This window comes from Rhodococcus sp. AD45-ID, assembly GCF_003023755.1.
Lineage (GTDB): Bacteria > Actinomycetota > Actinomycetes > Mycobacteriales > Mycobacteriaceae > Rhodococcus_F > Rhodococcus_F globerula.
The window spans coordinates 1,143,357-1,157,201 of sequence record NZ_PYHL01000001.1 but is presented as its reverse complement, the minus strand read 5'-3'; the positions used below and the strand labels follow the sequence as shown (position 1 = coordinate 1,157,201).

Below are 13,845 nucleotides of genomic sequence, written 5' to 3'. Positions count from 1 at the left end.
CGTCCGCGTGAAGCGGTGGGGCATCACCCATATCGCTCGATTCTCGAGAAGGAAAATCTATGTCTGTTGGTTTTGCACGCCGTGTTGTCGGTGGTGTGAGTGTGTTTGCTGTTGCTGCGGGCTTCGTCGCGGCTGCGGGTGTCAGTGTCGCGGGTGCTGCTCCGGTGACGGCGGAGGGAAATGTGCACGGTTACCAGGTTGTGCGCACTATTTCGAACGGAACGCCCAGTGTGGGTGAGACGATTACCGTGAAGTCGGTACTGACTCGAACTGGTTCCCTCGAATACTTGCAGCAGGTCAAGGATGTTCATCCGGATTGTCTTACCTATGTGACGGATTCGGCCAAGGTTGACGGTTCGGCGATCGGCCGTGACAAGGTCGAGGTTGCTGCCGACTACGCGAAGATCTCTGGCAGTTGGGCGGTTTACTGGGATGGTGGTCTGATCAATCCGAAGTACCGAACGGTTGAGTTCAGTTATACGGTCGGTGCGGGTTGTGCTCGTGGTGTGGATTTGACGACTGAGTTGCATGTGAGTGGGACTTTGGGGTCGGGGCAGCTCAAGGGTGTCGGTCCGTCGATCAGCGTCGCGAAGAACGTGTCGACGACGACGTTGTCCCCGGCCAATGGCGTGCAGTTGGGGCAGTCAGTTCCGCTGAAGGCGACGGTTACCGGTGGCGCCGACGGTGATTCGGTGGAGTTCCTGGACGGTGGCACCACGATCGGCGCCGGCACGCTGGCCAATGGTGTTGCCACACTTACCTGGACACCGACCGGCGTCCGCACACACACCGTGACGGCCAAGTACCTCGGCAACACGAAGGTGGCAACCTCGACGTCGTCGGCAGTCGACGTCGTTGTGTCCGAAGCGGACAAGTCCACGGCAACCACGATCACCGGCCCAACGACTGCGGACGCAGGTGAGTCCGTGACTCTCGAGGCTTCGGTCTCGCCTGTTCCGGTGGGCGACACGGTGCAGTTCAAGGACGGCACAACCGATCTCGGTAGCGCAACGACCGTCGACGCCAACGGCAAGGCCTGGCTGACGGGTTCCTATGCAGCCGGTGAGCATTCGATCGTGGCGGTGTACTCCGGTTCCGGTCTTTACCAGACCTCGACGTCGACGCCGCATACCTTGACGGTCGCTCCCGTCGTGGTCGAGCAGAGCACCACGACCACCCTCGTCGGTCCGTCGAGCGCTTCGACAGGAGAGGAATTGTCGTTTACTGCCACGGTGTCGACCGGCGCTGCGGGCGGCACGGTGCAGTTCAGGGAAGGGGCCAGAGATATGAGCTCGCCGATTCCCGTAGACGCCTTGGGTAAAGCCACGATCACACCGACGTTCAACGACGCCGGTGAATACAACATCACCGCAGTGTTCTCCGGTTCGGGGAACTTCCTGGGTTCGACCTCGAGCGTTCAGACTGTGAAGGTCGCCGCGCCGGCTCCCGTCGATCAGCAGACCCAGACGGTCTTGACTGTTCCCGCGAACGCAAAAACCGGTACGGCAGTGGGTCTTTCCGTGACGGTCACGCCGGCTCCGTCAGGTGGCACGGTGCAGTTCAAGGACGGTTCGGGCACTCTCGGTTCGCCGGTGGTGGTTGTCGACGGCAAGGCGTCGATGATGCATGAGTTCGGCAGCGTCGGTACTCACGACATCACGGCGGTGTACTCGGGTGCGAGCGGATTCCTCACCTCTACCTCGGTCGTGCAGACGATTTCGGTCACGGCTCCGGCCGCAGAAGATCAGGAAACGTCCATCACAGTGAGCGCTCCGGCGTCCGCCACGAAGGGCGCAAAGGTAGATCTGGCTGCTGCCGTTGTACCCACGCTCAACGGCGGGACGGTTCAGTTCATGGACGGCGCCACCCCGATCGGCGGACCGGTTGCGGTAGTGAACGGTAAGGCGACACTCTCGCATGCCTTCACCGAGGTCGGCGATCGTCGGATCACCGCGGTGTTCAGCGGAACTGACGGATACCTCGGTTCCGAGACGCAGGCCGGCGTCACCGTCAAAGTAACGGCAGAGCCTGGCACCGGCGCTCCGACCGGTTCGCTCGGAGACCTGGGCGCCATCTTCGGTTCCTAGCTCGAAGCAGCATTGACGAAAGGCCCCGCCGCGGAGAACATCTCCGCGGCGGGGCGCTTCGTGTCTGTGAGGTCAGGGGTTCGGGGCTACAACGTGCCATGGCACGGTCAGGATGCAGTCACGCACGCGTCGCCGCGCCGGTTGAACCGGAATGCCCTGCCCACGAAGTATTTCCAGTGCCGCAGCCCAGCGGTGTCTGGGGCCGAACGACGCATGGGGCGCCGCAGTGGCCCACGCGCGATCCGCGGCCGTGAGTAGCGCGTGAATCGGTTCTCCCGGAACATTGCGGTGAATGAGGGCCTTGGGTAACCGTTCTGCGATGTCCGACGGTTTCTCGATGTCGAAGGGATCCCACGCCAAGGTGAGAGTCAGGGGTCGGTGCGCATCGAGCAGCACCCAGGCGCACCGACGCCCCAGCTCGTCGCACGTCCCGTCGAGGATCAAACCGCCAGGCGCCAAACCGGACTGAATGTGCGACCACGCCGATTCCACCGCGTCTTCGGGGTACTGGCGCAAAACGTTGAAAGCGCGAACGAAAATCGGTGACAGGCCGGCCAATTCGAACCCGCCGCGCGCGAAACTGACTCCGTTGCGGCTTTCCACCACGCGGGCGGGGTCGATTTCGAGTCCGATGACCCGGCGGTCGCGTCGTACTGCGGTGAGGCGGTCGGCCATCTCGAACGTCGTGTCGGGGCGGGCGCCGTAGCCGAGGTCGACGATCAATGGGTCGGCAGCGTCGTGCAGTGCCCGTTGAACGGCCCGGTTGTGCACGAGCCAGCGGTCGCTGCGCCGCAGACGGTTGATGCCGGTTGTGCCGCGTGTGATGACACCCTCGATCTTCGGGGGTGGAGCAGTCCTCACCGGGGGTCAGCGAGCGGCGAGCCAGGTCGCGGTGACCTGAGCTTCGGTGCGGAACAGGTCGACAAGATTGGTGAGCATCAGCTCTTCCAACTTCCCGCCGACAAAGGGGATGTGCACTTTGGCTTCCGACGACGTCCGCAAGGTGCATCCTGTTTCGGTGCCGAACAGTTCCATGGTTCCGGTGAGACTGCCCGGTCCGGCCGGGATGGAGGCCTCGTAGGTTCCGGTTACCGTGTCACCGAACGGGCTGTACGACTCGGTGCGCGTGATGATCAGATCGTTGCGCATGACGGTCTGCGCGATATCGGGTAGATCGGTGCGGGGCAGGACGTGGTGCAGGACGAGTTCGATTCCGGAATCGCTGACCTCGAAATGTTCCACCCGATTTTCGGAATGCTTGCGCATCTCCTCGACCCGGGCGTCCCAGTATCCGCGATCGGTCAGTGCTTCGTAGACCTGTTCGGGGGAGTGCTGGTAGCGGGCGGAGTAGTCGATGCGTCGAGCCATGATCGCAAACGATACCGGCTACCTGCTGTTACAGAAAAAACCTACCCCGCCCGCAATGCCCTATTTTGCGATCCAGTCCCGCGTGAAGTCCTGCTCCGCCTCGATCAGACGGGTGACCTCGTCGACGATCGCGCTTTCGATCTTGCCGCCGAAAATCGGGATCTTGACCTCGACCTCACCGGTGGCACTCAAGGTGCAACCCGTGTCGTCTCCGCTGAGCACCTGGGTGCCCTCGATGCGGGCAGGGACGCCGTCGACGTGCGCCGAGAAGGTTCCCGTCGCGGTTCCGCCGTTGAGCGGTGCGATGGTCTCGCTGCGCTTGATGACGATGTCACCCTTGATGAAGTTGGAGACCATGGAGGGAAGGTGCTCGGCCGGAATGACCTGCGACATGGTGACTGCGACGGTTTCGTCCCGGACAGTCAGTTCGTCGATGGTGGCGCCAGGGCCACCTACTGCGGCGATACGGTCACGCCAGTACTGCTCCGACGTCACCGCCTCATGGACCTTGGCGACGGGGACGGTGTACTTCGATGAATGCTCGATGCGACGGCTCACGATTGTGGAGGCTACCGTTTACCGATGTGTGGGACGTAACCATTGGCCAACGCGTCGTAGATTCCGGCGCTTTCGTGTCCGAGAACATTGACCTGTCCGGATTGACGACGCTCCGGGTAGGAGGACCTGCGCGGCTGCTCGCGGAATGCCCGACGACGCAGTCTCTGGTCGACGTCGTTCGGCTTCTCGATCGTGAAAACGTGCCGACGCTGATCTTGGCGGGCGGGTCGAATCTCGTCATTTCGGACGAGGGTTTCGACGGAGTTGTGGTTCGTGTGGCGAACACCACGGTGACCCTCGACACGGATCGTGTTGTCGCAGAGGCAGGCGCCGTGTGGGACGAGGTGGTCGGTCAATCCGTCGCCGCGGAATTGGGCGGACTCGAAGCCCTGTCGGGGATCCCTGGTTCGACGGGCGCAACCCCGGTGCAGAATGTCGGCGCATACGGCGTCGAGGTGGGCTCGCGACTTCGGCGGGTCCAGTTGCTCGATCGCCGCACCGGAGAGGTGTCCTGGGTCGATCCGTCGACTCTGCAACTCGGCTACCGCTCGAGCGTCCTCAAGCATTCGGACGCAGCGCTGGTTCTGGCGGTCGAACTCGACGCGACAACGGATGGACTGAGCGCGCCCCTGGCTTACCGGGAACTGTTCACGGCACTCGATGCTCAGGAAGGTGATCGATTGCCGTCGTCGCAGGTCCGCGAAGCTGTTCTGGGTTTGCGCGCCGGTAAGGCGATGGTGCTCGACCCTTACGATCACGACACGTGGAGCGCGGGTTCCTTCTTCACCAATCCGGTTGTGCCCGAGGATCGGTTGCCCGCAGTTCTTTCCGCTATTACGACGCAGCTCGGGGATGTGACTGTCCCGCAGTATCCGGGGGTCGGCGGAACCAAGCTGTCGGCGGGGTGGCTGATCGAACGAGCCGGCTTTTCCAAGGGATACCCGGGCGAGGACGCGCCGGCTCGGTTGTCGACTCGTCACACACTCGCCCTGACAAACCGCGGCGACGCGAAGTGCTCGGACATCGTGGCTCTCGCCCGCACCGTGCGAGACGGCGTGGACGCCGCGTTCGGTGTGCGTCTCGAGCCGGAACCGGTCACCGTGGGTTGCCGGATATGAGCTGACAATCGTTAGCGCGGGTAGCCTGTTGAGGTGCATCAGCTGGGTATTCGGAGAAAACGTTCGCGTCTTGCTGCTTTGGTAGCTGTTCTGCTTGCGGCGATGCTCGCTGTTGCGGGATGCACCATCGGTGGCGCCGAGACGGCCGGCGAGGCATCACCAGCTGACAAGGCACCCGTTGCGCAGGTTGTCGAGACGCCGGTTGTCGGTGCCAGGGACGTCAGCCCGATCGCCCCGGTATCCGTCACAGTCACCGGCGGCACTCTCGACGAGGTTGCGCTGAACAACTCGGCGGGTACCCCCGTCGCAGGTCAGCTGTCTGCGGACCGGACGTCTTACGTCGTCAGCGAGGCTCTCGGGTACGCGGCCACGTATTCGTGGTCTGGTTCCGCCACCGGCACGGACGGAAAAACCGTTCCCGTCGAGGGCAGTTTCACAACGTTGGCACCCGATTCGCAGACCGGCGGCACCCTCAACATCGCCGACGGTCAGGAAGTCGGAATAGCAGCGCCGATCACCCTCCAGTTCGACAACTCCGTCGTCGACAAAGCAGCAGTGGAGAAGGCGCTTGTTGTCACGAGCGTTCCGGCGACCGCAGGTTCATGGGCGTGGCTGCCGGACGATAACGGGGGCTCGCGCGCGCATTGGCGTCCCGCCGAGTACTGGGTCCCGGGAACCGTCGTTCATCTGGACGCGAAGCTGTACGGACTGAACTACGGCGGCGGCGCTTACGGCGATCAGGACCTCACTCTCGATTTCACTATCGGTCGTAGTCAGATCGTGAAGGCAAACGCGCCCAGCCACCGTATGCAGGTCGTCCGCGACGGCCAGACGATCATGGACATCCCCGTCAGCTACGGCGAAGGCAACGAGGCCCGCAACGTCACGCGCAGCGGCATCCACATGGTGACCGAGAAGTACGAAGATTTCCTCATGTCCAATCCGCCGTTCTACGAGAACGTCCGCGAACGGTGGGCCGTTCGCATTTCCAACAACGGTGAGTTCATCCACGCAAACCCGCAAACCACGGGAGTTCAAGGTTCGTCGAACGTCACCAACGGATGTATCAATCTCTCGATGTCGGATGCGCAGGAGTATTTCGGAACCGCGCTGTACGGCGACCCCGTCGAGGTGACCGGGACGTCGATCGACCTCTCCGCCGCCGACGGCGACATCTACGACTGGGCGATCGATCTCCCGACCTGGAAGTCCATGTCCGCGTTCGCCTGAGCCGCAAGAATCTTTTCTGTCGGCGGAACCCCTGGCATCACCGATGCGTCTATCCAGGTAGACACGGATGAATTCGGGGGATAGTCGTGAGTCTTCATGATGTTGTGGCGGATGGTCTCGCCCTTGTGGCATCGGTGCCCGGTCGTGTCGCCGATGTGGCATTGGCCCCGACCGCTGTGCTCCAACATTTCACCGACGATCGCGGCGAGTTCGACGACACAATCGCCGAAGCATCGAAGGTCGCCGACCTGGAACGCGAAGTGAACTGGGCAATCCGCGATGCACTGACTCCGCGGGCGACGGCGTTGGAGTACAGCGAACACGCCATTCTTGAAGACGATCCCTTCGACGCGATGTCTCATGCTCAGATTTTTGCGCATGTCGACGAGATGAAGCCCGACATTCTTGTCGCGATCAGTAAGGCCTGGACCGAGATATCGGAGCGGGTTGTGAATGGAATCTCGGCCTTCAACCTCGCCGTCGGATCGGCAATCGGTGACGGCTGGCAGGGCAAGGGTGGATCTGCGGCCTTGGAGGCTGTTCTTGCGTACTCAGCTGACGGCCAGGAACTTCAGACACGAGTGCAACTGGTAGCCAACAAAGTCGAAGAAGCAAAGATCGCACTGGGACAGGCAAAACAGTCGATACCGCGTCCAAGCGACGCATCGCTTGGGGAACAGCTCATCAGCATGATTCCAGGGGAGTCGTGGCGTCAGGCGCAACATGAAGCCGAAGAAGCGGAGCGACTGGCGCGCCAGGTCATGAAGGAGATGTACCTGCCGTACATGAAGCGCGCCGATGATCAGGTTCCCGTCCTGCCGCCCGCATTCAATCCCATCACCTCCGGCGGCGGAACCTCCGGCGGCCGTAGTCCGTTCCAGACCGGTACCGATCAGATGTCGTACGAGCAAGCGGCATCCGCCGCGGGCAACTACCAAACATCTGGCGGTGGTAGCGGATTGGAACAGCGCACAGCTGATTCGCCAGGTGGCGCCGGGACTGACCCGACGGTCGGCGGCGCGGGTAACGGTGCTTCGGCTGGTGGATCAGGTGCGACGCCAGGCGCTGCGCTCGGCGACAGCGGACGGGTATCCGGGTCGGGAATCGGCCGGAGTGAAAGTGGTTCCGGGCCGGCGACTACCTCGGCGGCGTCCGCTGTGCCGCAGTCTGTCGGCGGTGGGTCCATCCCTGGTGTCGGACATGGCTCCGGACTTGGTGGAGGTACCGGTCTCACCGGCGGACCTGGGAGTGGCGGATTTGGCGGTGGCGGATCTGCAGGTGGGGCAGGTGGCGGCATCGCGGGCGGTGGATCAGGCGCCAATGGATTGGGCGGCAGTGGTTTGGGCGGCAGTGTGGCAGGCGGCGGTCTGGGCAGTGCCGGCGGCAGCGGTGCCCGCGGCGGTGCGGCAGGCAGTCTCGGAGCAGCCGGTAGCCGGGGCATGATGGCCGGCGGAATGGGAGGCATGGCAGGCGGCCGCGGACAAGGCGACGACGACAAGATGCACGAGACGCCGGGCTACCTCATCACTCTCGACAACGGAAACGAACTGATCGGGGACCTGCCGATGGTCACGCCGCCGGTGCTGGGGCAGTGAACACTGGTGCTGAAGCAGTGAACACACAGTCACAGTGGCGCTTCACCGGAATGGAATTCCAAATTCTGTGGGAAGCCGTAGGTCGGGACAGATTGCCGTACCCATTGAAATTCCGTCCTACGGCCGAAACCATGACCGAACTGACTATGCAGCGGAAAAACGCGGCACTGCGGATCCGGCAGATTCTCGACGAGAGTATGACCGACGCGTTGCAGATACTGGCGGAGCCCACTGTACGCATCGAAGTGTCTGGATTTCACGGCGCCCGGATGAACATGGTGACACGGCTGCACGGTGCGATCGCCGGCGAGTGGGGAGTGCTGGTTGAGCAGTTGCCAGGTGCGGCAGCTGATTCCGGCTCCGATGTTGTTCTTTCGGTGCAACGGGCGTCGGTGCTGGTGTCCGCGATGGTGACGCACCTGCCGCAATGCCCGGCGGGGAAGGTTCGGGTCGCGTCGGCTCGGAACACGAAACATATTCCGGGAGAGTCGATCCTGAGTCGAGCCGACGATCCGCGACCAGCGCAGGAGCTGGGGAGGTTCTTTCGTCGGCCGCGCACGTCGATCGGTGAAATCACTATCTCGTCGGGCAGTGCCATAGACAGCAGACCGAACCGGGGTGACGTTGTCTTTCAATGGAACGACTTTGCCGACGACGGTAGGTACATCGTGAGAGGTGGTGAAACGCTCAGCGCTGTTGCGGCTTCCGCCCTCGACGTGGAAACGGCGATCATGGCCGCCGTTTCCACGAAGAGGCAACAACGCTAGGTGGTTGGGCTGTGCTAGGTCGTAGTGCGGTGGAAGCGTCCAGCACCTGCCTGATCGCGAGGACGCACGACGATCTGATCCAGGTTCACATGTGACGGACGTGCCGCGACAAAGCCGATGATCTCGGCGATGTCCTGAGCCACAAGCGGAGTGATGCCTTCGTACACCTTGTCGGCCTTCTCCTGATCGCCCTCGAAACGGACCAGGGAGAATTCGGTTTCGACGGCGCCGGGAGCGATCTCCGTCAACCGAACGGGCTTGCCCAACAATTCGCCGCGCAGGGTCCGATGCAGAACGGCCTGAGCATGTTTGGCGGTGGTGTACCCGGAACCGTTGTCGTATGCCTCGAGTGCGGCGATCGAGGTGATGGTGACCACCAAACCGTCGCCGGAGTCGATGAGCTTGGGCAGCAACGCTTTTGTGACCCGCAAAGTGCCCAGCACATTGGTTTCCCACATCCAGCGCCAGTCGTCGAGATCGGCCTCCATGACTGTCGCCAGGCCCTTGGCGCCGCCCGCATTGTTCACCAGGACGTCGACGCGGGGCAGGACCGCGGCAAATGCGTCGACGGAATCCTCGTCGGTGACGTCGAGTTCGAGCGCAGTGCCGCCGATCTCCTCGGCGATCTTCTCGAGGCGATCGAGGCGCCGGGCCCCGATCACCACGTGAAATCCCTGATCGGCAAGCGTGCGGGCAGTGGCCTCGCCGATTCCGGAGCTGGCTCCGGTGACAACAGCGACGCGGGCATCGGAAGAAATGGTCATGACGCAATCGTAGGGCTAGTCGGCCGCGTACTCTGCCTCCCGCTCGATGGATTCGATGTGACGGGCCGGGACCTGGACGGTTCCCGGGGTGTACGTGACGGCTCGGAGCGCGCCGCTGTAGCGGAAGCTGCCGCGTCGACCATGCAGGTCCCAGGACACCGGTCCACGCGCATCGACGCCGACCGAGATGCCGGTCCACGGCGCCATGCCCACAAGTTGGACCTGATCGCGGAGGTAGCCGGCCGGAACGCCGTCGACGCTGACGTCGAGGTTCCAGCGCAGGCGCGGCGCGACTCTCACCGCAACGTCGATGCGGGTGCTGCCCACCGCGAGCGGCCCGGTGTCGATGCTTCGGTAGTCCCCGAACGCGTTGTATCCGAGATGGAGATGGCCGTCTTCGACGTACAGGATGTACCCGCCTTGGGGGTCGCCGTGCGCTACGAGGACGCCGGAGTCGCCGCCCTGGTAACCGCTCAGTTCTACGGTGATGTCGAAGTCGCGGAAGGCGATGAGCCGAGACGATCGGTATCGCTCGAGGGTTGGGGTGCCTGCCAGGATTCGCACCGGCCGCGACAGCACTTGTTCCTCGGGCCGACGCACCGCTCCGACGCCGTTGCCCAACAGCGGGAAGACGGTGTTCGCCCACGCCGAGTTGTCCCAGGCGTCGGCAAGTTCGCGGACCTTGTCCGGGTACTGCGCGGCGAGATTGTTCAGTTCGGTGGGGTCTGCGGTGACGTCGAACAGTTGCCAGTCGGGTTCGTCGATGTTGTCGGGTGCCAGCGCCAGCAGTTTCCAGCCGTCCTTGTAGTACCCGCGGTTGCCGGTCATTTCGGTGTATTGCTCGGTGTGGGAGCTCGGTGCCACCGGTGAATGTAGAACGTGGGCAGCCGAGACTCCGTCGAACTCCTTGGCGGGAAGGCCATGACGCACGGTCGGAACGTCGATGCCCGCAAGATCGAGGAGGGTGGGGGTCAGATCGGTGACGTAGGCAAACTGGTCTCGAATGCCGTTGTCGGCCGCAGCCGGTTTGATACCGGCCGGCCAGGACAGGACAAACGGCACTCGGACGCCACCGGCAAACGATTGGCCCTTGTAGAACCGGAACGGGGTGTTGGACGTCTGTCCCCATCCGCGAGGGTAGTGAACCCCCAACTGCGGACCACCGATCAACGATTCGTCGTGCGGGACATCGCCCACCCACTCGGGATCCTGCACGTGCGCGAACTGCGCGAAGTAGCTGCGCGTGCCGTCCGAACCACCCTCGGCCGTGCCACCGTTGTCGGAGGTGAAGACGATGATGGTGTTGTCCAACTCTCCGAGTTCTTCGAGCGTCTCGACAATGCGGCCAACGCTTTGATCAACCGAATCCACCATGCCTGCATAGACTTCCATGTAACGGGCAAACCGCGACTGTTGCTCCGATGTCAGGGAATCCCATTCGGGAACGTCGAAGCCAGGCTCGGAATTACGCGGTGCTTGCCGCGTACCTTCGGGGAACAGTCCCGCCGCGAGCTGAGCAGCAAAGCGGGATTCACGGATTCGGTCCCAGCCTTCGTTGTAGCGGCCCCGGTACTTGGCTTGATCTTCGGGTTTGGCTTGCAACGGCCCGTGCATGGCGACGTGCGCAAAGTAGAGGAAGAACGGCTTCTCCGCATCGTGTGCCCGAAGGTCCTTGATGTAGCTGACAGCTTTGTCGGTGAGATCGTCTGTCAGATAGTAATTCTCGGGATACTCGTCGACGTCGACGACGGAGTTGTCGGAGATCAATTGATTGGGGTAGTAGAAGGAATTGAGGCCTTCGAGTGATCCGTAGTAGCGGTCGAATCCGCGCTGCGTCGGCCAGGAGTCGCGGCTGCGACCCGGCGCGAGGTTGGCATCACGCACGAGGTGCCATTTACCGACGGCGTATGTGGCGTAACCGGATTCGCGAAGGATCTCAGGCAGGGTCAGGATGTCGTCACCAAGCTCGAGCCGTAAGCCCGGGTAGCCGGGGTCGGCGTTTGCCACGAACCCGTATCCCGCGCGATGTGGATTGACTCCGGTCAGGAGCGCTGCCCGAGAGGGTGAGCACAGCGGCGTCGTGTGATAGTTGGTGAGCCGAACACCTTGTGCAGCAAGTCGGTCCAGGGTCGGTGTCTCGATCTCCGATCCGAACGGGCCGATGTCGCTGTATCCCATGTCGTCGATCAAGACGACCACGATGTTGGGGGCATCCGACGCCGGTGACGCTGTCGACGGCCAAGACGGGATCGAGTCGGCTGCGGTACGGCCGATCCGGCCACCGAACCCCTCGTAGCCGCGTGCGTGTGGTGGGGGAGTGGTGTCTGCGCCGGTCATGTCAGCACTAAAACAGCTGTATTTGCGGTTGGCCATAGTTGCATTCACTGTGATCGTTACCGCACCCGATTTGTGAAACTGGGCAGAGCTGCTATTTTTGGATCTATGTCGACCGACCAGCCTGCCGCTTTGCGCGTCACCTATGTGACCGCTGCGTTGGGGTCGCGTCTGCCTCTGGCACGCGAACTGTGTTGTTGCCGCCGTTCTTTCTGCAGCTAATTTTCTGCGCCGCTCTCCACCCTTTCTTCCTTGACCAGCATTGATGCCGGTCCGAGGGCTGAAGTGTGCGCTTTCTCCTCCTTCTGCAAGGGACTGCCATGTCGACCCCCACACTTACTGCCCCGCAACTTCGATCACGAACCGTCCTCTCCGGACCGCGGCCTCAGGTTGTTGCACCTGAGCTGCGCATCGCCGACGGACCGGCGGCAACGGTCCTCCGCATCGCTCGGCTGAGAGGCCCGATTTCGCGGGACACTGCTGCCAAGGCCTCCGGGTTGAGCATTGCAACCGTCAATCGGCAGGTCACGAGCCTGCTCGACCTCGGAGTGGTCCGTGAGCGAGCAGATCTGATTGCCTCAGGTGCCATCGGTCGCCCCAAGGTTCCGTTCGAGGTGAATCACGAGCCGTATCTGACGGTCGGCATCCACATCGGTGCAGCCGTCACCAGCATCATTGCCAGCGATATTCGGGGCCGGGTGCTCGGCGCCGTCGAAATCCCGACGCCCACCACCAATTCATCTGTTGCACTCGCGACTATCGCGCGATCGGCAAAATCGTTCACTTCCCGGTGGCACAAACGTCGACCGCTGGCTGTCGGCGTTGCGATCGGTGGACGCGTCGACTCTGCTACCGGCGTGGTCGACCACCCCCGATTGGGATGGAAGGGAGCAAAGGTCGGCGCCGTCATCGGAGCCGGATTGGGCTTGCCGGTTTCGGTTGCCGCGCACGTCGAGGCCATGGCCGCATCGGAATTGCTGCTGAGCGCCGATCGCACCGAGACACCGGCTACCGGGACCACTGCGCTGTACTTCTATGCGCGCGAAACATCAGGCATTGCGATCACTTTCGAGGGTCGCGTGCACACCCCGTCCAGCGGACCGGGCTCGATCGCGCACCTGCCGACGGGGTCGTCGGCTCGGTGCGCCTGCGGTTCCGTGGGGTGCTTGGAGGCGACCATCAGCGATCGAGCGATTGTGACGCAGGCGCTGTCGAGCGGCGCGGTGATTCAGGGTAGCGAGCGCATCACCATCGCCGACGTGTACGCGGCGGCCTCTGCCGGTTCGGCTGCGGCACATGAACTCCTGGTCGAACGAGCACGGGTGCTGGGTCGCACGGTGGCGCTGTTGCGTGATCTGTTCAACCCGGATCGTGTGATCCTCGGTGGCCAGGCTTTCACCGACTACCCGGCCGGCGCGCCGTATGTCGCCGAGGCTTTCTCGACGACATCGTCCCTGGAGCGTAAGGACATTCGGATCACCGGCTTCGGGAATCGGGTGCAGGAATACGCGTCGACCGTGGTGTCGCTGAGCTCGCTGTTCGCTGATCCGGCCGCAGCGATGCGCCGGGCCGCCGTAATCTGACTTCGTCTGTGCCGGTTACAGCTCCGGCCGGTCGAGTACCCGCAACCACCGTCCGTCGGGCTGGCGGCGCGCAACCTGAGTGCGTCCGCCGGTACCGTCGGCCGGCGCAGTGGAGGTCATCGCGAGATCACCGCTGACGACCGTCGGCAGCGCCTTCTCGACGGTGAACGTGGGTGCGGCAGCGAGCATCTGTGCGATCACGTCGCGGATGGCCGAACGCCCGACGGTAAGCGAACCGGGCGGAAATGCCATCACGGCGCCCTCTTCGTAGAGTCCCGCTACTGCGTCGGCGTCACCGGCGTTGGCGAACTCGACAAAGAGGCGAGCGAGGTCTTCCGGGGTCCGGGCTTCTCGAGTTGTGTCTGTTGTTGTCATGCCTCCATCGTGCTGCGATGCTGATGATAAGTCCAAGATCTGGTTTGTCTCGTAGCTAGAATCAAC

The 13,845-nt window shown here is 63.0% G+C and carries 12 protein-coding genes; 6 read left to right on the top strand and 6 right to left on the bottom strand.

From position 1 onward, the window contains the following. Window positions 1-59 precede the first annotated feature (59 nt). The gene (locus C7T36_RS05240) at window positions 60-2,087 is read left to right on the top strand and encodes an Ig-like domain-containing protein (RefSeq protein ID WP_045063899.1); all 2,028 of its coding nucleotides are present in this window, start codon (window positions 60-62) and stop codon (window positions 2,085-2,087) included. Window positions 2,088-2,159: 72 nt separating this feature from the next. Here the strand turns inward: C7T36_RS05240 and C7T36_RS05235 are convergent, their stop codons facing one another. From C7T36_RS05235 to C7T36_RS05225, 3 genes are read right to left on the bottom strand one after another with little or no spacing between them, the layout of a single operon-like run. After that, window positions 2,160-2,948: a hypothetical protein gene (locus C7T36_RS05235; RefSeq protein ID WP_033235520.1), complete on the bottom strand. Its 789-nt coding sequence runs from the start codon at window positions 2,946-2,948 to the stop codon at window positions 2,160-2,162. Window positions 2,949-2,954: 6 nt separating this feature from the next. After that, entirely contained in the window at window positions 2,955-3,455 is a 501-nt protein-coding gene (locus tag C7T36_RS05230; RefSeq protein ID WP_045063896.1) for a DUF2505 domain-containing protein, read from the bottom strand. Between the two features lie 60 nt (window positions 3,456-3,515). Continuing rightward, entirely contained in the window at window positions 3,516-4,013 is a 498-nt protein-coding gene (locus tag C7T36_RS05225) for a DUF2505 domain-containing protein (RefSeq protein ID WP_033235518.1), read from the bottom strand. A gap of 74 nt (window positions 4,014-4,087) precedes the next feature. On the opposite strand from C7T36_RS05225, the gene C7T36_RS05220 reads away from it, so the two are divergent. The 4 genes from C7T36_RS05220 to C7T36_RS05205 all read left to right on the top strand — a co-directional run bounded on the left by C7T36_RS05220 (window position 4,088) and on the right by C7T36_RS05205 (window position 8,723). Further along, on the top strand, window positions 4,088-5,131 hold the full coding sequence (locus C7T36_RS05220) for a UDP-N-acetylmuramate dehydrogenase (RefSeq protein WP_045066586.1): 1,044 nt from the start codon (window positions 4,088-4,090) through the stop codon (window positions 5,129-5,131). Window positions 5,132-5,164: 33 nt separating this feature from the next. Continuing rightward, complete coding sequence (locus C7T36_RS05215; protein WP_045063893.1) at window positions 5,165-6,361, top strand: Ig-like domain-containing protein; 1,197 nt, start codon at window positions 5,165-5,167, stop codon at window positions 6,359-6,361. 86 nt (window positions 6,362-6,447) lie between these two features. Continuing rightward, entirely contained in the window at window positions 6,448-7,956 is a 1,509-nt protein-coding gene (locus C7T36_RS05210; RefSeq protein WP_146153427.1) for a hypothetical protein, read from the top strand. A gap of 50 nt (window positions 7,957-8,006) precedes the next feature. Beyond that, window positions 8,007-8,723 carry an ESX secretion-associated protein EspG gene (locus C7T36_RS05205; protein ID WP_045066585.1) on the top strand — a complete coding sequence of 239 codons (717 nt, stop codon included), beginning with the start codon at window positions 8,007-8,009 and terminating at the stop codon, window positions 8,721-8,723. Window positions 8,724-8,737: 14 nt separating this feature from the next. On the opposite strand, the gene C7T36_RS05200 is transcribed toward C7T36_RS05205, so the two are convergent. Together C7T36_RS05200 and C7T36_RS05195 are read right to left on the bottom strand one after the other, a co-directional pair. Further along, a complete protein-coding gene (locus C7T36_RS05200; protein WP_033235516.1) occupies window positions 8,738-9,487 on the bottom strand; it encodes an SDR family NAD(P)-dependent oxidoreductase in 750 nt (249 codons plus the stop codon). 15 nt (window positions 9,488-9,502) lie between these two features. Beyond that, window positions 9,503-11,824 carry an arylsulfatase gene (locus C7T36_RS05195; protein WP_045066583.1) on the bottom strand — a complete coding sequence of 774 codons (2,322 nt, stop codon included), beginning with the start codon at window positions 11,822-11,824 and terminating at the stop codon, window positions 9,503-9,505. A gap of 317 nt (window positions 11,825-12,141) precedes the next feature. On the opposite strand from C7T36_RS05195, the gene C7T36_RS05190 reads away from it, so the two are divergent. Continuing rightward, the gene (locus tag C7T36_RS05190) at window positions 12,142-13,404 is read left to right on the top strand and encodes an ROK family protein (protein WP_033235783.1); all 1,263 of its coding nucleotides are present in this window, start codon (window positions 12,142-12,144) and stop codon (window positions 13,402-13,404) included. Window positions 13,405-13,419: 15 nt separating this feature from the next. On the opposite strand, the gene C7T36_RS05185 is transcribed toward C7T36_RS05190, so the two are convergent. Next, the gene (locus C7T36_RS05185) at window positions 13,420-13,779 is read right to left on the bottom strand and encodes a nuclear transport factor 2 family protein (protein WP_033235515.1); all 360 of its coding nucleotides are present in this window, start codon (window positions 13,777-13,779) and stop codon (window positions 13,420-13,422) included. Window positions 13,780-13,845 lie beyond the last annotated feature (66 nt).